The 23,619-nt window shown below is 44.4% G+C and carries 17 protein-coding genes; 10 read left to right on the top strand and 7 right to left on the bottom strand.

What is annotated here, in order from left to right; translation table 11 throughout:
* Window positions 1–296: 296 nt before the first annotated feature.
* On the bottom strand, window positions 297–1,685 hold the full coding sequence (locus tag MHB82_RS15900) for an MFS transporter (RefSeq protein WP_341175238.1): 1,389 nt from the start codon (window positions 1,683–1,685) through the stop codon (window positions 297–299).
* Window positions 1,686–1,800: 115 nt separating this feature from the next.
* Here MHB82_RS15900 and MHB82_RS15895 point away from each other — a divergent pair, with 115 nt between their 5' ends.
* Window positions 1,801–2,688 (top strand): LysR family transcriptional regulator, encoded by an 888-nt coding sequence (locus MHB82_RS15895; RefSeq protein WP_341175237.1) that lies wholly within the window; start codon window positions 1,801–1,803, stop codon window positions 2,686–2,688.
* A 366-nt stretch (window positions 2,689–3,054) separates the two neighbouring features.
* On the opposite strand, the gene MHB82_RS15890 is transcribed toward MHB82_RS15895, so the two are convergent.
* Complete coding sequence (locus MHB82_RS15890; RefSeq protein ID WP_341175236.1) at window positions 3,055–4,380, bottom strand: sensor histidine kinase; 1,326 nt, start codon at window positions 4,378–4,380, stop codon at window positions 3,055–3,057.
* The gene (locus tag MHB82_RS15885) at window positions 4,358–5,071 is read right to left on the bottom strand and encodes a response regulator transcription factor (RefSeq protein ID WP_095357872.1); all 714 of its coding nucleotides are present in this window, start codon (window positions 5,069–5,071) and stop codon (window positions 4,358–4,360) included. Before MHB82_RS15885 ends, MHB82_RS15890 begins: the two co-directional genes overlap by 23 nt.
* A gap of 193 nt (window positions 5,072–5,264) precedes the next feature.
* Here MHB82_RS15885 and MHB82_RS15880 point away from each other — a divergent pair, with 193 nt between their 5' ends.
* From MHB82_RS15880 to MHB82_RS15865, 4 genes are all read left to right on the top strand, one after another.
* The gene (locus MHB82_RS15880) at window positions 5,265–6,284 is read left to right on the top strand and encodes a DJ-1/PfpI family protein (RefSeq protein WP_341175235.1); all 1,020 of its coding nucleotides are present in this window, start codon (window positions 5,265–5,267) and stop codon (window positions 6,282–6,284) included.
* A 50-nt stretch (window positions 6,285–6,334) separates the two neighbouring features.
* Complete coding sequence (locus MHB82_RS15875) at window positions 6,335–6,994, top strand: DUF2306 domain-containing protein (protein WP_341175234.1); 660 nt, start codon at window positions 6,335–6,337, stop codon at window positions 6,992–6,994.
* 159 nt (window positions 6,995–7,153) lie between these two features.
* Window positions 7,154–7,456: an ArsR/SmtB family transcription factor gene (locus MHB82_RS15870; RefSeq protein WP_095357945.1), complete on the top strand. Its 303-nt coding sequence runs from the start codon at window positions 7,154–7,156 to the stop codon at window positions 7,454–7,456.
* A 143-nt stretch (window positions 7,457–7,599) separates the two neighbouring features.
* Window positions 7,600–8,778 (top strand): MFS transporter, encoded by a 1,179-nt coding sequence (locus tag MHB82_RS15865; protein WP_095357875.1) that lies wholly within the window; start codon window positions 7,600–7,602, stop codon window positions 8,776–8,778.
* Between the two features lie 630 nt (window positions 8,779–9,408).
* Here the strand turns inward: MHB82_RS15865 and MHB82_RS15860 are convergent.
* Entirely contained in the window at window positions 9,409–10,581 is a 1,173-nt protein-coding gene (locus MHB82_RS15860; protein ID WP_095357876.1) for a serine hydrolase domain-containing protein, read from the bottom strand.
* Window positions 10,582–10,752: 171 nt separating this feature from the next.
* Between MHB82_RS15860 and MHB82_RS15855 the strand changes: the two genes are divergently transcribed.
* The gene (locus MHB82_RS15855; RefSeq protein ID WP_095357877.1) at window positions 10,753–11,196 is read left to right on the top strand and encodes an Lrp/AsnC family transcriptional regulator; all 444 of its coding nucleotides are present in this window, start codon (window positions 10,753–10,755) and stop codon (window positions 11,194–11,196) included.
* Between the two features lie 82 nt (window positions 11,197–11,278).
* On the opposite strand, the gene MHB82_RS15850 is transcribed toward MHB82_RS15855, so the two are convergent.
* The 3 genes from MHB82_RS15850 to MHB82_RS15840 form a co-directional block, all read right to left on the bottom strand.
* Complete coding sequence (locus MHB82_RS15850) at window positions 11,279–12,478, bottom strand: MFS transporter (RefSeq protein WP_441339377.1); 1,200 nt, start codon at window positions 12,476–12,478, stop codon at window positions 11,279–11,281.
* Window positions 12,479–12,664: 186 nt separating this feature from the next.
* Window positions 12,665–14,284 (bottom strand): response regulator, encoded by a 1,620-nt coding sequence (locus tag MHB82_RS15845; RefSeq protein ID WP_095357878.1) that lies wholly within the window; start codon window positions 14,282–14,284, stop codon window positions 12,665–12,667.
* Window positions 14,265–15,965, bottom strand: a complete 1,701-nt coding sequence (locus MHB82_RS15840) for a sensor histidine kinase (RefSeq protein WP_341175233.1) — start codon at window positions 15,963–15,965, stop codon at window positions 14,265–14,267. The genes MHB82_RS15845 and MHB82_RS15840 overlap by 20 nt, the downstream gene beginning before the upstream one ends.
* Before the next feature lie 418 nt (window positions 15,966–16,383).
* Between MHB82_RS15840 and MHB82_RS15835 the strand changes: the two genes are divergently transcribed.
* The 4 genes from MHB82_RS15835 to MHB82_RS15820 all read left to right on the top strand — a co-directional run bounded on the left by MHB82_RS15835 (window position 16,384) and on the right by MHB82_RS15820 (window position 23,524).
* Window positions 16,384–17,274: an ABC transporter permease gene (locus MHB82_RS15835; protein WP_095357948.1), complete on the top strand. Its 891-nt coding sequence runs from the start codon at window positions 16,384–16,386 to the stop codon at window positions 17,272–17,274.
* Window positions 17,275–17,350: 76 nt separating this feature from the next.
* Window positions 17,351–18,211, top strand: a complete 861-nt coding sequence (locus MHB82_RS15830) for a carbohydrate ABC transporter permease (RefSeq protein ID WP_255247813.1) — start codon at window positions 17,351–17,353, stop codon at window positions 18,209–18,211.
* 38 nt (window positions 18,212–18,249) lie between these two features.
* Complete coding sequence (locus MHB82_RS15825) at window positions 18,250–19,863, top strand: extracellular solute-binding protein (protein ID WP_341175232.1); 1,614 nt, start codon at window positions 18,250–18,252, stop codon at window positions 19,861–19,863.
* A 289-nt stretch (window positions 19,864–20,152) separates the two neighbouring features.
* Complete coding sequence (locus MHB82_RS15820; protein WP_341175231.1) at window positions 20,153–23,524, top strand: discoidin domain-containing protein; 3,372 nt, start codon at window positions 20,153–20,155, stop codon at window positions 23,522–23,524.
* The last annotated feature ends 95 nt before the right edge of the window (window positions 23,525–23,619 follow it).

The following is a 23,619-nucleotide window of genomic DNA, read 5'->3' as shown; positions in this document are numbered from 1 at the left end:
TATTAATTAGTTGTGTATCTGAAGTTACTGATCCTTGGATTTGGAGAGAACTAATTTCAAGTCCTGACAGAAGATTAATAGCAGGTTTATATATTGTGCATGAAGTAACTTTTGTAATTGGTAACTTAATTGTCATTGATAAGTCAGATCAACCCAAACGAATGGGCTTATGCTCAACATCTCGGGAAATTACAATGGGTATCTTTGAGCTCAACAAGAAATTACGGCAGCCGATTTTCACGATCAGCTGCCGCTTTCTGTTGAGTAACAAAGGATAATTTACATCTGTCAGATAACTAGGACTCATGCAACTGCCCTGTCTCCTTGTGCCGCCAATTCATGAATACCAATGACAATGCAATTAACGTGAGGATCATTCCAAGTATTCGAAATCCTTCGAAGCTGAAGTTATCTCCCATTACAATGCTAATCAGCAAAGAAGAGAGAATGGTTCCCAGGTATCTTGAAGTATTGAATATTCCAGATGCTACACCAATAATTTCTTTTGGTGAACTTCTAAATAAGGCTGCTTGCATAGCGACACTGTTCAACCCGTTGCTAATACCGAATGCAGCTAAAGCCAGACACACGCTGATAACCGGTGAAGTCTGATCCAGTGTTACGATCCACACGGACCCCAATGTCATCAGCATTCCGGACATAAGCAATGCTGGCCAGGGTCCTGATTTATCGATCCAGCTTCCTGCTATTGGAGAAGCAATGAGTGAGCACAAGCCTAAGCTTAGCATGAGCATCCCTGTATGAAACTCGCTGACATGACGTACGATTTGCAAGTAGGAGGGAAGCCCAAAAAAGAGAGAGTAAAAAAGCAGGTTAACGATCATGAATTCGACGTTGATCCAAGTCATTGCAGGATATTTAGCGAATGTGCGTAAAGGTATAAAGGGTGCCTTTGCTTTTAACTCATGACGCACGAAAGCTCCCAGTCCAACGAAGCCAATCAGTCCGACGATAACGTTATTAAATGAAATTTGACCAGATGATTTTGCGGACAATAATCCAACGAGCAGAGCAACCAGACCCACGGTGAATAGCAGAACTCCTGATGCATCAATCAATTCAAACCATTTGCGAAAGGACATGTTGCGAGAAACTGATGTCGTGGACGGATCATCCTTAGGAATATGCTTCCAAGCTACTAAAAAGCTTGTTACCACGAAAGGAATATTAACCAAAAAGATAGCAGGCCAGCCCCACAAGTGAATGATGACCCCGCCAATAAAGGGGCCAATCGCTGCCGCTCCGGATAGGAATATGGACAACATTGACAGTGCAGTTGCTTGTTTCTCCGTAATATGAATTCGCACAATGGCCATTCCAACCGCAACCATCATGCTTGTTCCGACGGATTGCACAATACGGAACACGATGAGCCATCCAAAGTTTGGGGATAGTGGAGCTAATAATGATGCAACGAAGGATACAACAAGTCCGCTAAGAAATATCCTCCTCCTACCGAATAAATCGCTGGCTTTTCCCATGATCGGTTGAGCGATAGCACTCGCAATATAGAACGAAAAAATAATCCAGGATACCACTGTAAAGTCGAGATGGAACACATTTTGCAGCCTTGGAATAGCAACTGAAATCATTGATGAATTCAAAGGGTTCAAAAGAATCCCTAGTCCAACGGAAATCATTAACCACCTACTGCGAATACTCATTTCAATCCCCCACTCTGTATATTAGTGTCATCATCGTACTTGAAATCATTTATTTATTCCAATGCATTTTATGTTATAATTTCATTGACTCAAGGGAATGAGCGGAGGGTGAAAAATGGAACTTCTACAACTGAAATATTTTCTCGAGGTAGCTCGTTTGGAACATATGACCGAAGCAGCACGAAGTCTGCATGTCACTCAATCATCACTAAGCAAAACGATTGGGCGCTTGGAAGAGGATTTGGGAGTCCCCTTATTCGATCGAGTAGGGAGGAAACTGCGATTGAATGAGTTTGGAAGCAGATTCTATCGCCGTGCAGAAAGGGCATTGTTTGAATTAGAACAGGGGAAGCAGGAGATTAGCGATTTATCCAGCGCAGAACATGGCACACTCGAATTGGCGGTGACCACCGCAAGTACATTGCCTCAGATCCTTCGAGAGTTTCGGAACAAGCGACCTGATATCCAATTTCATGTGCAAATGCTCACCACGCAGGAAATGGTTACGCTTCTTCATAGAGGAGAGGTTGATTTTTGCTTGTCCTCACCTCCTATACGAGGGGAAGACATTGAATGTCAAATCATGTTCATCGACCCGATCCTTGTAGCTGTTCCCAAAGGGCATCGGCTTGCTGACCGAAACAGCATATCTTTGACTGAGCTAAGGGATGAATCTTTTGTTGGGGTGAAAAGAGGCTACGGTACTCGCGATCTGGTGGATTCTATATGCAAATCGGCTGGATTTACACCTACATATGTGTACGAAGGTGATGAACCTGCAAGGCTAAGTTCTCTAGTGGAAGCGGGGATTGGCATAGCCTTTATACCAAGTACAGCAAGGTATTCTGGGGAACATATCAAATATCTCAAAGTAGAGAATCATGAGTTGGTACGGGAGATTGCTTTGTTATGGCACAGGAGTAGGTACATATCGCAGGCTGCTCTCGAATTCCGTGAGGTAGTTGTGGAATACTTCGGGACGATATCCAAACAGACCCTTTAATTATCCGACAACTAATACCTTCTCTAATCCGTTTAATCCGCTAAGGAGAAAAGAAAAATGTTGAGGGACAAGAACATGGTCCCATTGAAGTCGCTATTTTAGCGGCTTTTTTATTTTTCGGTACAAGTTCTTGTCCCGAGCCAAGGATGAAGATGGCAAAACTATATTGCATCGAATAATAACAGACTTAGATTATTGATCTTTGGACAAGATACTCAGTTTCGCAAATTGGAGAGAGTGTGTCATTCAACTAACGAAGAAACGATAGCTTAATAAAACTAAGCAAGCAGCTGATCTATTTGATCAGCTGCTATTTTTTGATTAATGGACCGCTCTCTATCAATCAATTGTCAGCCTCTTACATTATTATTTCACGGATGGAAGCCATCCCGACAAGAGCGCTCCGCCGCGGGTATCGTTGTCGGCCATAAGTTCGCCTCCATGTCGCCGAATGATGCGTTCGGATATAGCCATGCCCAGACCGCTGCCTCCAGTAGAACGGTTCCGGGACAATTCGCCTCGAAATAAAGGTTCGAATACCCGCTTCAGTTCATTCTCTGCAAATCCTGAACCCGTATCCCGAATTGTAAACCTGACTTGGTCGGTTATGCTGTTGCACTCTATTATAATTTTTCCGAAATCAGGCGTGTATCGGACTGCATTATCTAACAAATTGCTGATCGCGCGTTCTAAGAGGTGAGCGTCGCCGCGAACAATGCATGTACCTGTTAAATGCAAGTTTATTGAGATATTCTTTTGCTGAGCCGATGGCGCCACACTTTCTACCGATTGCTGCAGAACAGTGTGCAGGTTTACGACTTCTTCGATAAGCATAACTTCGCTATAATCCATTTTGGAAAACGTAAATAGATCCTCGACCAAACGGTGCAACTGTAATGCTTTTTCTTTGCATACGGCGACGTACTTCGCTGTTTTTTCTTGTGATTGGGCTATCCCCAGCTCAAGTCCTTCGAGGTATCCACGCAGTGCAAAGAGTGGGGTTCTAAGATCGTGTGCCACAGCGGCGATGACGAAACGACGTTCTTCTTCGAGGCTCGTTTGTTTCAAGTGAGACGTTTGCAATCCTTGCACCATCTCGTCGAAAGCATCCCGGACATCGGCAATCTCCTTGATGTGTGAAGCAGGAATAGGCACATTCCAATCCCCAGAAGCAAGCAATCGCACAGTTGTACTAAGCCTCTCAAGCGGTTTGATCAAAAAATGCCGCATCGCCATGCTGATGACAAACAAGGCAAGCAAAAATCCGATAAAGATGGAGAACACTTGGAGCTGGTTTGTTTTAGGAATGTAAAGTTCGATTTTCCCTTTTATTTGACCATCTGCCAGCAATGTATATCGTTCAACAGATGAATATCTATTGTTATGGTCCGCATTAGTACGATAAATCTCCTGTCCGGCAGCGGAGAACAGGGAAACATTCATGTTTGTATCATCCAACAGGCCTTTCAACTGCACCTGCCATTCGGGTACACTCCAGCGGTTCATATTCGCTTCGATCTGCCCAATGATCTCATTCTGTTGCATTTGTTGTTCTTCATTCACCAGTGGAGCTGCGGAAAATCGTAAGGTTCCGGTTTCGATATAATGAGTGGTCAAAAAGAGGAGCCAAGGTAACAGCAGGATGAACAGCAGAAAAAGCAGCATGAGTTTACGAATCCGTAACGTTCTCACGTGAACCTCCTTCGTAGCGATATCCCACGCCCCAAACGTTCACCAGATATTGCGGATTAGCCGGATCGATTTCGATCTTCTCACGCAGGCGGCTTACATGCACACGAACCGTATGTCTATCGCCAATGCCAGCCCAATACTTGTCCAGCAATTGATCATACGTAAATACTTGCTTGGGGTGCTGGGTAAACAGCAGCAACAATTCATATTCCTTGGGGGTAAACATGACTTTGTTGCCTTCTACAAATACTTCTCTTGATACGAGGTTTAATTGCAGATGACCGTTTTCCAGCAAAGATTCTACCGTGGTCTGAGCTGGGGAAGAGGTACGTCTTAATACGGCCTTGACTCTAGCGACAATTTCGCCAGGCGAAGCCGTTTTCACAATGTAGTCATCTCCACCCAGCGAAAGCCCTCTAATTTTATCCACGTCATCACTTTTGGCGCTTAAGAACAAAATCGGCACAGGACTTACTTTGCGAATCTGGCGGCACAAATCGAAGCCGTTCTGTCCAGGCATCATGATGTCCAGAACAATACATTGAATGGCACAATGCTGGAGGGTATCCCAGGCCTCAGTAGCGTTGCAAGCCGTGATGACGCGGAATTGTTCGTGTTCCAAAAAGTCTTTTAATAATTCGACAATGCTAATGTCGTCGTCAACAATAAGCACAGTAATTGAATCGTTCATACGTATCCCACCTTCAAAACCTAGTGTAACATGGTCGTATTGAAAACCAATGAATGTTTATAATTTTGTGATATTTTGTTGATGGTTTTGTGGCGAGTGTGCGCCTTCTTTCGAGAGGTTTTGTTGGTATCCTTTTAAAAGGAACAGGGAGAATCCCCTGCATCAAGATCGAAATCATAGGGAGGACATATTTATGCTGAATGTTCAAATTGTGTTGTTTGATGGTTTTGATCTATTGGATGCAATTGCGCCTTATGAAGTATTTATTGCGGCATCGATGTATGCCGAAGAAGCCCTGAGGGTAGAATTAGTCACCGCGGAAGGGCCACGGCACGTCACAAGTGGCATTCAAGGGCTGGAGATCGAGGCAACAGGGAAACTGGATCCTGAATGTGGGGGCATGATCCTTGTGCCAGGCTCATCCGGTAAAGTCTTTGGAGAGGAGGCTAATTCAATTCCAATTATTCTAAACCGTGCTGCTGGTACAGAAATTTCTGTACAAATTAGACAAGCATTGGAGCGAGAAGACGTCCTAATTGCTACGGTGTGTGGCGGTTCGCTTCTGCTTGCCATGGCTGGTTTGCTTGAAGGCAGGCATGCAGTTACGCATCATATGGGCATGGGAGTTTTGGGCGCTACTGGAGCATTTCCTATTCAGGCACGCATTGTAGATGACGGTAATTTGGTGAGTGCAGGTGGTGTGACTTCTGGACTTGATGTTGCGTTATACTTAGTGGAACGTACACTAGGCCCTCGCATTGCACATGCTGTGGAACAGCTATTTGAATTTGAGCGGCGGGGAACGGTATGGAAAGCAGAAGGGGTGGTGCGGGCGGATGACATGGACGCGACAGGAAAAGAAAAGGGAATAAAATTCGCGCCGGTTGCCATAGATGAGGTGCATGCCTCTGAGCCTCTTTACGAAGGGAAATGGGAAGTCATCATCTCAACACCAATTGGAAAACTTGAAACTAGGTTAGTGATTCATACAGATAACGGCAGCATTCGGGGCACAGCTACGCAAGATGGTGAGACTGTGGAACTCATTCATCCCCGGGTTCAGGGTGATAAACTAGTGTGGGATCTTCGGGTGAGCAAACCGATGAAGTTACAGCTTTATTTTGAGGTAATCGTGCAAGGGGATGTGATGACTGGAACTGCCAAGGCTGGCTTCTTGCCAGCATCGAAACTGACTGGGCATCGCTTAGATTGATTGAGCTTCAATGTAACGACAGATGAAATTAGAAATGGAAAGGTTCATTTATGAAAAAAACAAACATGGCCTACCGCGTTTTGGTCGGGGTCAGCATCATTTTCATTCTGTATTCGCTAGTTAGGCACTACGTATTCGATCCGGAAGCAACCGTATTTCTCAGTCACAAGACCGGGCTGAAGCGTGAATTGAATCTTCCGGTATGGCTGAAAATCATGTACATTCATGTTGCATTTGCATGTTTAGCAATGGCAGCAGGATTAGTCAATTTTTCACGCTTCATGCTGGAGAAACACCGGAAGATTCATCGGATCAACGGGTATGTCTATGTCGTTTCTGTGATGATGGTTGTGCTGACATCCGGGTACATGGCTCCTTATTCCACAGGCGGCAAAATCAACAGCATCGCATTTAACATAATCAACATCATTTGGCCGGTCATGACAGTTATGGCGATTGTGCATATTAAAAAGAAACGAATCGTAAAACACCGGAATTACATGATCCGAAGTTATGCTTTCTGTTTTACGAATATGTTGATTCATCTAATCACGTTTACGTTCAATGAAGGCTTCGGCTTGGACTATGCGAGTAGTTATACATTTGGTTTGTATAGCAGCCTCGTTCTGTTATTGATCTTGCCGGACATGATTATCCGGTATCTGAATAAGACTGAAAAAAACAAAACTATCGGAACCTTTTTTTCGTAGGTTCCGATAGTTTTTGTTGAACTGTAGCAACGTCTAAAAAAATCTGGATTTTAGCTCAAAAGACTTTATACCGCAGTTATTTTATTGGTACTTTCCATGGTTTATATGTTTTAAGAAAATTAAATTGACATATCGCAAATGATCGATATAATAAATGTTATGAATCCAATTGAAGTATTTAAAGCTATTTCGAATGAATCCAGGTTACAGATCTTACAGTGGCTCAAAGAACCATACGTGCATTTCAAACCCCATGAAGGAGTGGATATGAAGGAAGTAGGGGTTTGTGTAAGTCAAATAACCGACAAGCTTAACATGACACAGTCAACGGCTTCTCAATATCTTACGATATTACAGCGGGCAGGGTTGATTACAACAAAACGGATAGGCAAATTTACGTATTATCAGAGAGACGAGGAAGCCATAAAACAGTTGGCTCGTTATATGATGAATGATATGTAAGTCATTACTGAGTTCTTACCAAGAATTCAGTTTTTTCTTCGCCAATCATTTCGACAATTCGTTATATGTTTATTTGTAATTATACATATCCACATTTATCTATATGTCATTTTTTATACTTTATTAAAGGAGTTGTATTATATATGTCATCGAGTTTGAAAGTCTATATTTTAGCTATCGTTAGTTTTTTGGTTGGGACTTCTGAGTATATTTTATCTGGCATTTTAGATAAGGTAGCTGGGTCTTTTGATGTCTCACTGGCTGCAGCTGGTCAGTTAATCACCATTTTTTCTCTGGTCTATGCTATATTCACTCCAATTCTAATGGCAGTAACCGCGAGTATGGACAGACGAAAATTAATCACTATTGGCCTAGGAATATTTGTGATTTCTAATATCCTCGCATTTACCCTACCAGGATATGGACTGTTTGTAGTTGCTCGTATCATTATGGCGATTGGTGCAGGAGTTGTTGTGGTCACTGCTTTAAATATTGCAGCTAAAATAGCACCTGCAGGTAAACAAGCAAGTGCTATAGCCACAGTGGTTATGGGTTTCACGGCATCATTAATCGTTGGTGTACCTCTTGGACGAATCACAGCCGACACTCTTGGTTGGAAATCCGTGTTTGGGGGGATTGCACTTTTGGGGATCCTTGCAATGATCATTCTCTCTTTCGCCATTCCGCGTATTAAGGGGGACGCGCCCATTCCGCTAAGACAGCAGCTAAGTTTATTGAAAAAGCCTAAAGTTGCATTGGGATTATCGATTACCTTCTTTTGGCTTGGAGGTTACTCCATCGCTTATACGTATCTCTCTCCCTATTTGCTTGAAGTATCGGGACTAGGTGATAAATATCTCAGCGGCGCATTGCTTATATTTGGTATAGCCAGCATGATTGGCTCCAAAATCGGCGGCTTCAGTACGGACCGCTGGGGCGTTCATCGAACATTATCTGGTGGATTGGCACTCCACATTGTCATGCTGATCCTGTTGTCCGTTGTGACCCATACATTACTTGGTGTAATGATCGTACTTTTGTTGTGGTCCTTCTCAGCATGGTCATCCGGTCCAACGCAGCAATATCATTTAACGACAATCGAACCTGAAGCATCAGGAGTTATGCTTGGTCTTAATCAGTCCATGATGCAGCTTGCTATGGCAGCAGGTGCTGGAGTGGGAGGGATAGCTATTGAAACGATCTCTCTCACGTCGATTACATGGATTGGTGCTGTAGGGATTGCGATTGCAATATTTGCATTGGTCATCCTAAATAAAATGAATACCGTTACAAAAGTTAATTCCAGCATCAACTATAAGTGAATTACTAGGAGCGCTCTCCTGGAGAGTGCTCTGTTTGCTTTTACCCTATTACATTAATGAGCGACTTTTATTTTATAATAGAAGTGTTTATTTTGTTTTAGACTAAAATAAATAAGGTGCAAGAAGAGAGTAGATTATAGCAAGGTTTCAAACGAAATGATGAGTGGATTGATATTGCTAACGCCATTGATTCAGGATGCGCTATTATACATAGAGAAGGGGTGTCTCCTGTGAAAGTGCTATACTTTATTGGATTACCTTGGCAAACTTCACGAGGTTCTGCATTATTAGGTTGGGTTAGATACGATGCTCAAAAAATAGTTAATTATATTATTCAAAGTGAGCAATCACTTTAAACTACATGGAGCCTATTAATTACAAAAGCTGCAGGAGATCCTAGGATCCACTGCAGCTTTCTTAAGTAGAGGATTTTGCGCCACATCGAACAAGGCAGATGCCTCATGCGAAGAAAAACATGTCCATGTACGTGACGTTTTCCTACGATTCACTGGAAGAATCGCTGCAATATAAAAACAGCCGCAGTCTTGAACTGGAGAAATAAAGTCTTAGATTGCGGCTGTTTTAATGTATTCATTCTCCGTTTAGTTAACTACGGATTGTATTACTTTCTTACTCTTTACATCCTTCTCGAATACCTTTGTAGACAGATTCGCACAGCTCCGTTGTAAACCTGCCTGACATTCCTTCAAGCGCCGTATTGGTGAACGCTACAACACTAAGCTCTTCACTCGGATCAACAAACCAGGAGTGACCATAGGTACCGCCCATCCGCCACGTACCTGGCGATTCAGGTGTATTTGCTTCTGCTGAGTCTTTTAGCAGCGTGAAACCAAGTCCAAAACCTCTCCCCGGCCAATAGGGCATCACAAGGTCACCAATTTGATTGGTTGTCATTTCCGTGACAAGAGGCCTCGGCAGAATCGGATGCCCTCCCTGTCGCAAAGCTTCCAGCAGTTTAAGAAAGTCTCCTGCGCTGCCAATCATGCCGGCTCCTCCAGAAGGGTAAGCAGTCTTATCAGTAAACCTATTGGGTGAAAGGATGAACCCTGCCGTCCCCTCGACGAAAGGAACGGTATCAAAATCATGCAAGCGACGGGGCTCTCCAGTGCTGTCTGCATATGCCGCAGTCAATCTGTCCGTGTCCACGGCCTTGAAATCTGTATCCATCATGGAAAGCGGATGAGTTACAAGCAGCCGTACAGCTTCACTTAACGGCATTCCAGTAACCTTTTCGATGACCGCTCCGAGCACATCTGTTGCTATGGAATACCTCCACATTTTCCCCGGCTCATATAGAAGTGGGACAGAAGCAAGTCTTTGCAGATTCTCTTCTAGTGTAATGCCCGCAAGATCCATGCCGTCCGATATCCCGGCAAGCTCATAAGTTCCCTTTTTTTCCTGGAAGAAACGGTAAGTTAAGCCTGCGGTATGTGTCATCAGATGGTGTACGGTCATGGGAGCATACTGTCCGTTTGGCAGTTTTGGACGAAAGGTGGGCAACCATTTTTCCACCAGATCGTTCAAGTGCAATCTCCCTTGCGAAATTAATACTAAGGCTGCCGTTGACACGATCGGCTTAGTTACCGAAGCATATCTAAACAAAGCATTTTCCTGCATCGGCCGTTTCTGCTCGCGATCGGCCCAACCAGCAGGCCTGCTGTAAATGAGATTTCCGCCTAATGCAATTTGAACGACGGTACCCACGATCCTTTTTTCCTCCAGTGTGCGTTCAATTACATCGTTGACGCTTTTATGCACCAATTCCAAATCTATATTTCTCATGTTTCTCATCCTTTCCTGATGTAATTCACTTGATTATTTATAGCAAGTGTGTTTATTATATAAATAATTTCTGTTACCTTACATATAGCAAACAAGTTAGTCTAAGAACTTTACGATAATTCTAAAGGTATTTAAATGAAATAACTTTTAAAATAAAGGGAGGCAATTTTCTTGGACGAAATCGATAAAAACATCCTGCTCCATCTACAGAACCAGGCGAGATTATCAATGACAGATTTAGGAAAGTTGGTAGGGCTGTCTCAGCCAGCCGTAACTGAACGTGTAAAACGCATGGAAGAAAAGGGTACTATCGAGGAATACCGAACCGTCATTTCTTCGCAAAAATTGGGTAAGCAATGCACAGCCTATATGCTTGTTCGGACTCGGAATTGCTATCCTTTTCTTGATTTTTGTCGTTCTTCACCGGAGGTCACGGAATGTTACCGGATAAGTGGAGAGCATAATTATTTATTGAAGATCCTCACGGAAACCACTCAGGAGCTGGAGGAATTTGAAAATCGGTGCGATCAATACGGAACCTATACGACTCTGATCGCGATGTCTTCACCGATCGCTTATAAAAATCTGATTGGAGAAACGAATTTGCTTGTATAAGATGTATTTCTATAAACTCCAAAAATGAATCCGCTCTACAGCGGATTCATTTTTTTTATCTTATACATGCTTATGGATTTTTTTAGGAAGGAAAACCATGCTTTTTAGCTAGCCAAGCTACAAGCAAAGAGGGTAGTAAGAGGATAACTAATGATCCCGGAAGGAATCCAGCTCCAAACAGCTCGAGGAGAAATCCGCCGATAATGCCCCCTCCGCCGATTGCGATATTCCATGCGGTCACCAGCATAGATTGGGCTATATCTGCGCTTCTTCCCCCAGCTTGTGCGATTGCCGTTTGCAGTAAAGTAGCTGCCCCGCCAAACGTGAGCCCCCACACCGAAACACCAAGAATGATGATTGCAGGTTGATTCATTCCGATTCCCAAGCTTACAGAAGCCAAAGCAAATCCTGTGATGCTGATTAAAACCAGTATTCTTAGAAAACGGTCAATCAACATGCCTATCACCCAAATGCCAACAACCGAGGTGATTCCGAAAATAAGAAGAACCAAATCCACACGCTGAGCAAACGCAGTTTCCGCAAGATAGGGTGCAATATAAGTGTACAAAATATTATGGGTTAATACCCACGCCAACACGACAAACAGAATCGGCCGTACACCGGGAATCAGGAAAACCTTGAGCGAAGGGAGTTGGTCCCCCGCAGGTTCACCTGCATAATCCGGTACCTTCCAGAGCACCCACCCTATAAGGACTACAGCTAGTAAAGATACTGCTCCGAAAATGAAACGCCACCCTGTATAAGCACCGAAAAACGTGCCAACCGGAACCCCCAACGCGAGTGCCAACGGGGTGCCAATCATGGCTACGGCCATCGCTCTACCTTTCAGCGAATCAGGCACCATACGACGTGCATAACCGGCCGTCATCCCCCACAGAACACCTGCCGAGACACCTGCGAAGAAACGCACGACAAGCGTCAGCACATAATTGGAAGATAATGCGGTGATCGTGTTAAATACAAGAAAGCCGATAATGCACAGCAGAAGAAGCGGCCGACGTCTCCAGCCGCGGGTGGCAGTTGTCAAAGGTATGGCGGCTAGAAGAGATCCAACCGCATAGAGAGTAATCAATTGTCCAGCGAGTGCTTCTGTGACTCCAAGATCCTGTGCAATTTGCGGAAGTAATCCAGCAGGCAGGCTTTCTGTAAGAATGCAGATAAATCCTGCCATAGCCAGGGCCAGCAGCCCGACCCAGGGAAAACGTTTGGAAGACGACATGCTAGCATCGTTTTTTCTTATAAGAGCAGTGTTTGAGTTCAAGAAAAAATCTCCTTTGTTTGTGTTTTGCCGATTAAAAATCTTTGGCTTTCGTATAAGCATATAGAAATAAAACATTTCTCTACATGGATGATTAAAGGAGGATTAAGCGAGATAAAAGGAAAATCCTTTTATTTTTATTGAAAATCCTTGATTGTCAAGGTGAAAGACGGCATCGTCAGATGCCGCCTACTGATAAGTCGTAATCGATGAGCTCGTTTCTCTATACTTTTTACGATATTCATTGGGGCTGTATCCTGTATCCTGTTTGAACAGTTTGGTAAAGTGTGAGTAGTTGGTATACCCCACATGTCCGGCAATGGAATGAATCGATTGTGTGGTGGTCTCCAATAGATGCCTGGCAGCTACAAGACGGATGTGAATAACATAATTGCCGAGGGACATGCCCATCTCTTTCTTGAACAGTCTTGCGAGATAATCAGGGTTCATATAGACCCTGTCTCCAAGGCTATTTCTTGTCAGATCTTCTCCATAGTGGGTGCGTATATAATGGGAGATCTCGTGTACAACCGACGTCGGCTGCTCGGAAACATTCAAATATTCCGCAGCCGTATTGACCAGATAGGCAATGTATGATTGCATATCTTCAATCGAATGCAGAGACTGCATGAACAATTGATCATTCGTACTGCCCATGTACAGCTTGTGGACTTCAATTCCCTTACTTTTCAATTGGGCATAAACAAGCTGCACCAGATCAAGTCGAAGCAGACTGAGAACAGCGGTACCTACGTTGCCTTCATGGACAAGTTGATGCATATAACGACCGGTTTCATCCAGAAAGGATTGGAAACGATTCTCATTCAGCAATTGCTCCAGCAATCCCAGATCAGGCGGGATATAATCTAATTCGGGCTTTTTATAGTTCTCCAGCAAGTAGGTTTGGTTGCGGTGTTTGATTCGCTCTTCATTCATCAACAATAGCTCATTCACCGTATGACGGATTTGCCCGAGCGGCAGGGAGAAGCCGATCGTACAGCAGGCATCCGATTTCAGGTAGTTGTTTACCTCCGGAATGAAGGCGCTGCACATCAATTCGATAAGTTGTACATCCGGTAACCTGTTCCATTTTATAATAACCATCCAGTTATGATCCTTGATCTCGGATATCGCTTCAATAGAGAACAAACGGTTTTGAAACCGTTCAACCATCACGTTCAAACAAGCGTAATCAAACAGGTTTTTGTCGGTTTTGCCCAGCGTACCATCATACGGAAACAGATTAACCAGCATAGGAAGAAATAAATCCGTTGCCTCATAAGGCAGATGCTGCTCAGTCAAAAATGCAGAAACATCAGCGGAGTTGGACAGATAGACTTTACTGGAGATGAGCCTGCGCCAGCTGTCCTCAATAAGCTTGCTTCTATTTTTCTGCCAAAGTTCACCTTCATAAATAGCCTTCTGAATAAACTGCTGATCCTGGGCTTTGGCAACTGCCTTCTGAATAATCAGAGTCAACTTGTCGAATTCGATGGGCTTTAGAAAATAATCAAAGCTTTGCAATTCGATGGCTTTTTGCGCATAGTTGAAGTCGGCATAATTGGTAAGAAAGATCGTTTGTATGTTATACGATTCATCACGGACCCAGGCGAGCAGCTCGAGTCCGCTTCCCTGAGGCATCTCAATATCACAAACAAGAATCTGAACCGGATGATTTTGCAGTACCTCTTTGGCTTGCGCAATATTGTAGGCAGTGAAGATCGTATTAATTCCCAGGGCTCCCCAGTCAATTTTATTCTCCAATGCCATGACAACAAAGTAATCATCATCAACCAGCAATACATTCATGATTTATCACCTCTCCAGTACGCTCTGAATTCAATACCATTTTAGGCAAGGAAAGCGTGATTCGAGCGCCAATTGTGTCGTTTGCAAACGTAATTGCAGCTTCATGCCCGTATAACAGCTCCAAACGTTGAATGGTATTCATAATGCCAATCCGGTTGCCTCCTGTTTGTTCCAGTGCTTCTCCACGGATGAGAGCTTCAAGAATTTCTGTCTTGAATCCAGGTCCCGTATCAGAGATATGGATCAGCACTCGATCACCATTTTCCTGTTGTTCTACATTTACGGATAACGTAATACATAATTCCCGTTCCCGTGAGACTCCGTATTTGACAGCATTTTCGATGAAGGTTTGTATAACCAGTGGTGGAACAGCGATACCTGTGATCGTTTCGCACGTTGCAATACGATAGGAGAACGCATCCCGGTAACGTGATTTCTGGATGTCCAGATACGTTCTCACATGTTCAATTTCGTTCTCCAGCAGAACGAAATTATCTCCGCTTTGAAAGATATAACGGAAATACCGGGACGTGGCGAGTGCCATACTTTCAATCTCCTCAAACATTTGCATCTGTGCCATACTGTACATGCTTGTCAGACAATTAAGGAAAAAGTGAGGTTTGATCTGTAACTTCATATAATCCAAACGTATTTTCTGTTTCTCCAATTCCTGCTCATAGCGATCAATCTTGAAACGCTTAATCTGGCCGACCAGTTCCTTGAATTGTGCATTAACCTGTTCCAGTTCCATAATCCGGCTGCTCTTATGATCTGTCGCCTCATCCCCCTCGTTTATTCGAGCAAGATTTTTGGAAAAACGCTGAATGGGTACAAGGAGATTCTTTCTGAAAAACATAAGGATTGCGCTTAATGAGGAGGTTACAATCAAAAAAAGCAGCATGATGAGCAGCTGAGCCACCATGATTTTCTCAAATGCACCGAATTTGATAACCATGCGTGCACTAAAATCCGCGTTGGAAAAGTCGCTGCTGACAACGCTATTTGACTGGAGCACATCCATGAACGAAGGCTTCGCTTCAACGCTGTTTTCTCCTCTGGCAGGTCCGGAAAGCTGCATGCCATTCACATCCACGAGAGAGGCGTATCCGCTCGCACCCAGATTCATTTGCTGTAACGGAGCGATGAGATCATCTGCGGAGATCAACGCAATAAGATACCTATTGTAGTACGGCACAATATTGATCAGATATGAAGTGCCATTCACGTGAATAGGTGTCCAATGGGAATAGAACTTCTCATATACAGCTTTATCACGAGTAAGAGTAATGATCTGTCTTTTCACTTCAGAATAATCCGAATAAGAGATGCTTATTGGCGCACAGTTGAGGAAGTATTCACTGTTTTCCAAATAATAAAAGAAATTGTACGACTGGCCATAGTTTCGTTGTAATTCGGCAAAAAGCTTATGTAATTTCTCGTTGGACTTCAGAAAAGGAATGCTATTCACACCATACGTATTCATCGTTTCTAGATTTTCGTCATTGGCAAGAGTCCATCCCATGAAATGATTAATGTAGGCAAAATCATGATTAATGCGATTAATGTACAGATCCGTGGTGTCCTGCAAGTATTGGGCGGACTGCTGCCTGACCAAGGAGATGGAAGCGACACTGATGATCAGATCCAGAACAAACACGACAAATGAAATGACGAACATCATGCGAATATAATGCCGAATCGGATAGGGTTTAATGGCGCCCAGGTTTGCCAGAACAATACACCCTTTCTTGAATGCTTCATAATGTAAACGCTTTAATATCTCAGAAATAGTATAAAACCTTTGCTTGAAAAAAACATAAAGATTTGCTTCTTTCGAGTTCAAAAGTCCGGAATACACACATGAAGGTCTGGATTGCAATATGTTTTCTTACGCAAGATTGAGGTTACTCGCTGGCAACCCCAGAAAGGAACATCAGAAGTCCGAATACCGTACGAAGGGGTCCGATAAAGAGAGTGGGAAGCCGTTTATACTGAGGTTATTCCTGAGATGAAAGATTCAAACGGGAAAAAAACATCAGTATATTGGAAGGAGGGAAGAAAGAACTGTGCGGACTTACCCACTATTCTTTGGAAAGACAATGGAAAGAATCAGGCGCAATTGGGGGCTTTACGTTTTACTTTTACCGGCTGTCGTGTTAACACTACTTTTTGCTTATAAGCCAATGTACGGCGTTATTATCGCATTCAAGGATTATAGTCCGGCCTCAGGAATCGGGGGCAGTCCATGGGCGGGATTCAAGTATTTTGAGAAGTTTTTTCATTCCTATCAATTTACGAATACGATACGTAACACACTTATAATCAGCCTGTACAGTTTGGCTACATTTCCTCTACCGATTATGCTTGCATTAATGGTGAACCAGATGAGAGCAGGGAGATTCAAGCGATTTTTCCAGACCGTCTCCTATATGCCCCACTTTATTTCAACGGTAGTCATGGTCGGATTAATGCTAATTCTGTTCTCGCCTAGCACTGGACTGGTTGGCAATATGTATCAGCTGTTTGGAGCACAGGCGCCGGACTTGATGGGCTCATCGGCTCTGTTCAGCAGTGTCTATGTATGGTCTGATGTGTGGCAGCACGTCGGTTGGGACAGCATCATCTATATTGCCGCGTTGTCTGCCGTAGATCCAAGCCTCTATGAAGCGGCAACGGTCGATGGGGCAAGCAGGTGGCACAAGATTCGTTATATTGATATTCCGATGCTTCTGCCGACGGCGATCACGCTGCTCATACTAAGGATGGGCGGACTGCTGGGTGTTGGATTTGAGAAGGTCTATCTTATGCAGAACGACTTGAACATCCTTTCCAGTGAGATTCTGTCTACGTATGTATACAAAATCGGTTTGCTGAGCAGTCAATACAGCTTCTCCTCGGCAATTAACCTGTTTAATACGGTGATTAATTTCATTTTGCTGATTCTGGTGAATCAGTTGTCCAAGAAATACAGTGAGAACAGTCTATGGTGAAGGGGAGAAAAACCAAATGAGCGTTATGGAGACGGCAGCAACCACCAGAACTCCCCGAGTGAAGCGACGATCACGCATGACGGTGGCTGGAGCTATAATGTACGCTTTTGCTATTCTATTTCTGATTGCAATCATGTACCCAATCTATTTTATAGTCATTGCCTCCTTCAGTGATCCCTCTTCTGTGGCTAACGGACAGGTATGGGTCTTTCCCAAAGGCTTTACTCTTGAGGGGTACCAGGAACTGCTGAGGCACGAAAATATATGGATCGGATATCGTAATACCATTCTATACACGGTGGTAGGAACGCTTATCGGACTTGTTGTTAATATTTCGGCGGCTTATGCCTTATCAAGAAAAGATCTGGTTGGACGAAAATTTTTCTCTCTGTTTTTTATTTTTACGATGTTTTTTAGTGGCGGTTTAATTCCAACCTTCCTAACCATTCGCGATTTTCACCTTTACAATACGTTTCTCGTCATGGTACTTCCGTTTTCTGTTGTGGTGTTCGATATGATCGTCGCCCGGACATTCTTTCAGACCAGCATTCCTGGGGATCTATGGGAGGCAGCCCAGATCGATGGCTGTGGTAATCTGCGGTATTTTGTGCTGGTTGTACTGCCGTTGTCCAAAGCAATCATCGCAGTTTTGGGGCTGTGGATTGCCGTAGGGTATTGGAATTCATATTTTAATGCCCTCATCTATCTGAAAGATCCTAACCTGTATCCGCTTCAATTGATTCTGCGTAACATTCTCATTACGAATCAGATGCAGTCGGGCATGGGAACCGGGGAGGCAGCACAAGTCGCCTTGCGTCTTGCAAATCTAATGAGGTATTCCGTGATTATTATCGCCACGATTCCGATCATGTGTGTCTATCCGTTCATCCAAAAGTATTTCAATCAGGGGGTGATGATCGGCGCAGTGAAGGAATAAGGCAGATGTCATTCATTACGAATCAAGGAGGGTCCCACATGGGGAAGAAGATAAGTAAGAAGTTTTTCACCAAAATAAATAGTTTGCTGCTTGTTACAGTGATGCTGGTAAGCGTTGTTGGATGCAGCAGTGGTAATAGCAGCGAGGTTGCAGAGACTCCAATATCAAGCGATTTTAATAAAGAAGGACTGCCGATTGTCAATAATCCGGTAACACTCAAAGTACTAACGGTGCGCTGGGGGAACATGGGTGACACCTTCACCCAGAACCAATGGCTTAAGGATTTGGAGAAGGAGACCAACGTGAAAATTGAGTGGCAGGTCATGTCCTCTAATGACTGGGGTGAGCAGAAATCGATTATGCTTGCGAGTGGTACGCTTCCGGATATTATTCTGGGGGATCAGGTGTTCAGCGATTCGGACATTGTCAATAACCTGAGCTATTTCCGTCCGCTGGATGAATACATCGATTCGTATATGCCTAACTTGAAGGCGGCGATGGAAGAGACGCCAGACATGAAGAAACTAAGCACATTTCCTGACGGCAAAATTTACTCTATGCCTACCCGATTACCTTCCCGTCCGAAGAGCAGGAATCAACCTGTAATCAACAAGGCATGGCTCGATAAACTAGGGTTGAAGGCACCTACAACCACAGAAGAACTGTATCAGGTATTGAAAGCGTTTAAGGAGAAAGATCCAAACGGAAACGGGAAACCGGATGAAATTCCATACACGGAAACGGGTCTGAATATGGACTTTCTGAATCCGTTCGGGATCACGGATATTAATGCGAGCAGCATGATCATTCAGGATGGCAAACCAGTCTATTTTCCGACAACGGACGCTTATAAAGAAGCTCTTATTTACACACACCAATTGTATTCAGAAGGTTTGATCGATCAGGAATTGTTCACCCAAGACAACACCATGACCTCAGCCAAATGGCAAAATGCAGACATTCCCATTGTCGGCTTCAGTAACCAATGGACCCCTGATGCGGTGTTTGGCAAGTGGAGCGACCAGTATGAAGCGATTGCGCCTATTGCCGGACCTGATGGCAAACGTTATCAGCCAGGTGACCCTGGCGGCATGAATCTGGCACGTAATGAATTGCTCATTACAAGTTCTTGTGCGGTTCCGGAAGTAGCAGCACGCTGGGCCGATCAATTCTATACGAATGAAGCTAGCATTCAGAATTTCTGGGGTGCGATCGGAACTGTTATTGAGAAAAATGATGATGGCACCTACACACTTATGGATCCTCCTGCAGGCACAAGCGCCGATGCCTGGTACTGGGATCAATCGCTGCGCGATTTTGGGCCTAAATATGTAAGCCCTCCCTTTGAAAAAAACATCAAGCTCAATCCAGAGGCGGGAGACGGACTCAAACTGCAAATCGATCAGTTGGGCAGCGCAGATGTGACAACGCCTTATCCTAAGGTCATGTACAATGCAGAAGAGTTTCAGGAGCTGCCAACGCTGACAACGGATATTGATGGTTATGTGGCAACGATGCGTGCCCAATGGGTAACGAAAGGTGGCATTGAAGAGGGGTGGGATGCTTATGTCAAAAAGCTGAATGACATGGGTCTTGAACGGTTGGTGACCATCCGTAATGATGCTTACGAGCGTTATATGAACGTTAAATAAGCTGAAATTTAGTTTCACCTTTTTTTGAAAAAAATTATGCTATATAACCCGCAGGAACTTCCATGCGTTAAAGGTGAGGCAGAGCCGACTGATCTTATGAAACGGAGTGCTCGCTTAAAAGCTTTCTGAAAGAATGCTGCATCGGAAGCATAAGCTTCACCGGATATTCCCTTTGAGAAGGGGATTCAAAAAATCCGGGGATATCAGCGATCGAAGATGGTACTGCGCTCGTAATGACCCAGAGAATGTTTTAAGTAGCGGTTTATATAGCATCCTGAGGAGGAATTAAATGCGCAGCAAATACATTGTATGGTCACTCGTATTAACGATGCTGGTCTCCAACGTATTCCTGAATGTAGGATTTCCTGCCAAAGTTTCGGCTGCTGGTGGGGAGAATCTTGCACTGGGTAAACAGGTTACCGCAAGCAGCTATAACCAAACGTACAGCCCGGCCCATGTGATTGATAATAATCAGACGACGTATTGGGAGAGTGCAAACAACGCCTTTCCGCAATGGATTCAAGTGGATCTTGGAGCAAATACGACTATTGAACAAATCAACTTGAAGCTGCCTTCAGCTTGGGAAACTCGCTCACAGACGATCACCATCCAAGGAAGCAGTAACGGTTCAACGTTCACAGATATCGTTGCTTCCAAGGACTATATATTTGATCCATCCCTGGCAGAGAATACGACTACGATTAATTTTGAAGCAAAAGAAACACGATATGTTCGTCTCATGGTGACCGGAAATACTGAATGGCCCGCTGCTCAATTGTCTGAATTTGAAATTTACGGTCCACCTTCGCAGGTACCCAATCCTGAACCGACTGAACCCGGAGCGCCTGTGGAAGGAACGAATATTGCAATCGGTAAAGTAATCACGGCATCTTCCAGCAGTCAGTCTTATGTCGCTGCGAATGCAAACGATAATAATATCTATACGTACTGGGAGGGAGGCAGCAATCCGAGCACGCTGACGCTGGACCTTGGTTCCAATCATCAGATTACAGCCATTGTACTGAGACTAAACCCGGATCCGATTTGGAGTACACGAACGCAGACGATTCAAGTACTTGGACATAACCAGGACACAACCACTTTCAGCAATTTGGTGTCTGCCCAATCGTACACGTTTAATCCAGCTTCAGGTAACAACGTGAAGATTCCCGTTCCAGCAACAGTGAAACGTCTGCAATTAAACATTACAGCGAACTCGGGCGCACCAGCTGGTCAAATTGCTGAATTTCAGGTATTTGGCACCGCTGCACCGAATCCCGACTTGACGATTACAGGCATGTCCTGGACGCCTTCTTCACCTGTGGAGAACAGTCCAATCACGCTGAATGCCATAGTTAAAAACATGGGCTCTGCTGCATCTCCGGCATCTATCGTCAACTTTTATCTGAATAATGAGCTGGCTGGTTCTGCATCTGTAAATGCTCTTCAGGCCGGGGCTTCAACAACAGTATCGCTTAACGCCGGCAACCGGACCGCCGCATCATATACGCTAAGCGCGAAGGTGGATGAGAAAAATCAGATCATCGAAGAGAATGAAAGTAACAACCACTATACGCATTCATCTGCTCTGATCATTGCACCAATTACAAGCTCGGATCTGGTAGGAACAGTCTCTTGGAGTCCGAGCAATCCTACCGCAAACAGCACGGTAGCTTTTACTGTTAATCTGAAAAATCAGGGAAATCAGCCTTCAGCAGGCGGTGCGCACGGTGTTACAGTTGGACTCAAAAATGCTGCCGGAGCAACGATTCAGACGTACTCTGGCTCGTATAACGGTGTGTTGGCTCCGGGTGCATCCGTCAATGTCAATGTCGGCAGCTGGACAGCTGCAAACGGAAACTATAATGTGACAACGACCGTTGCCGCTGATAGTAATGAAGCCCAGGTAAAACAATCGAACAACGTATCGACAACTGCGCTGACTGTATATTCTGCCCGCGGAGCAAGCATGCCGTACACAAGGTACGATACGGATGATGCTACTCGTGGAGGTAGTGCAACGCTGAAGTCAGCACCAACTTTTGACCAGGCATTAACGGCGTCGGAAGCCTCGGGGCAGAAGTATATTGCCCTGCCAACCAATGATTCCTACGCACAATGGACGGTCAGACAAGGCGAAGGCGGCGCCGGAGTTACCATGCGATTTACGATGCCGGATTCGGCAGACGGTATGGGACTGGATGGATCGCTGGATGTGTATGTAAATGACAGCAAGGTCAAAACCGTTCCCCTGACCTCTTATTACAACTGGCAGTATTTCTCTAGTGATCATCCGGGAGATACGCCAAGCGCAGGACGTCCATTGTTCCGTTTTGACGAAGTTCACTGGAAACTGGATACACCTCTGAAAGCTGGAGACACGATTCGTATTCAAAAGACCAATGGGGATAGCCTTGAATATGGCGTTGATTTTCTTGAAATTGAATCTGTACCTGCTGCAATCTCGCGTCCGGCCAACGCTGTTTCTGTAACCGATTTTGGTGCGGTGGCTAACGATGGAAAGGATGACCTTGCCGCATTTGAAGCAGCCGTTCAATCCGCCGTTTCTACAGGAAAAACGTTATATATCCCAGAAGGTACATTCCATCTGGGCAACATGTGGAAGATTGGAACGCCAACAAACATGATTAATAACCTAACTGTGGTTGGTGCAGGTATTTGGCACACAAATATTCAATTCACCAATCCGAATGCAGCATCGGGTGGTATTTCTTTCCGGGTGCAAGGAAAACTGGATTTTAGCAATGTCTATATGAACTCCATGCTTCGCTCACGCTATAGTGAGAATGCAGTCTACAAGGGCTTTATGGACAATTTTGGTAAAAACTCAAAGGTCAGCAATGTTTGGGTTGAGCATTTTGAATGCGGGTTCTGGGTAGGGGATTATGCACACACACCAGCGATCATCGCCGATGGCTTGGTAATTGAGAACAGTCGTATTCGGAATAACCTTGCTGATGGTGTCAATTTTGCCCAAGGCACGAGCAACTCGGCAGTGCGCAATAGCAGTGTTCGCAACAACGGCGATGATGGTCTGGCCGTATGGACCAGCAACGTGAATGGTGCCCCTGCAGGAGTGAACAACACCTTTTCGTTCAACACCATCGAGAACAACTGGCGTGCAGCGGGAATCGCCTTTTTTGGAGGTAGCGGACATAAGGCCACCAACAATCTGATTATTGATACAGTTGGCGGTTCAGCAATCCGAATGAATACCGTCTTCCCGGGGTACCATTTCCAAAACAACACAGGCATTCAGTTCTCGGATACCACGATTATTAATTGTGGTACCAGCAAGGATCTGTATAACGGGGAACGCGGAGCGATCGATCTGGAAGCTTCCAATGATGCCATTAAGAATGTAACCTTTACGAACATCGATATTCTCAATACACAGAGGAGTGCCATTCAATTCGGCTACGGCGGTGGTTTCGAGAACATAGTGTTTAACAACATCAATATTAATGGTACCGGTCTAGATGGAATTGAGACATCGCGCTTCACAACGCCGCACAAAGGAGCAGCGATATATACGTATACCGGCAATGGTTCAGCAACGTTTAACCATCTGATAACGAGCAACATTGCGAACCCCAATGTACATCAGATTCAAAATGGATTCAATTTGATTATCCAATAGATGCTATTCGTGCAGAGGAGGGAGCTTATCGAGCTCCCTTTTCCTTATTATGACAAGCGTATTGATAAAAACAGACAGCATATATGGCAAGAAGG

Source organism: Paenibacillus sp. FSL K6-2862, assembly GCF_038005125.1.
In the GTDB taxonomy this organism is placed as follows: domain Bacteria; phylum Bacillota; class Bacilli; order Paenibacillales; family Paenibacillaceae; genus Paenibacillus; species Paenibacillus illinoisensis_A.
This window is presented reverse-complemented; position numbering and strand designations above follow the sequence as displayed.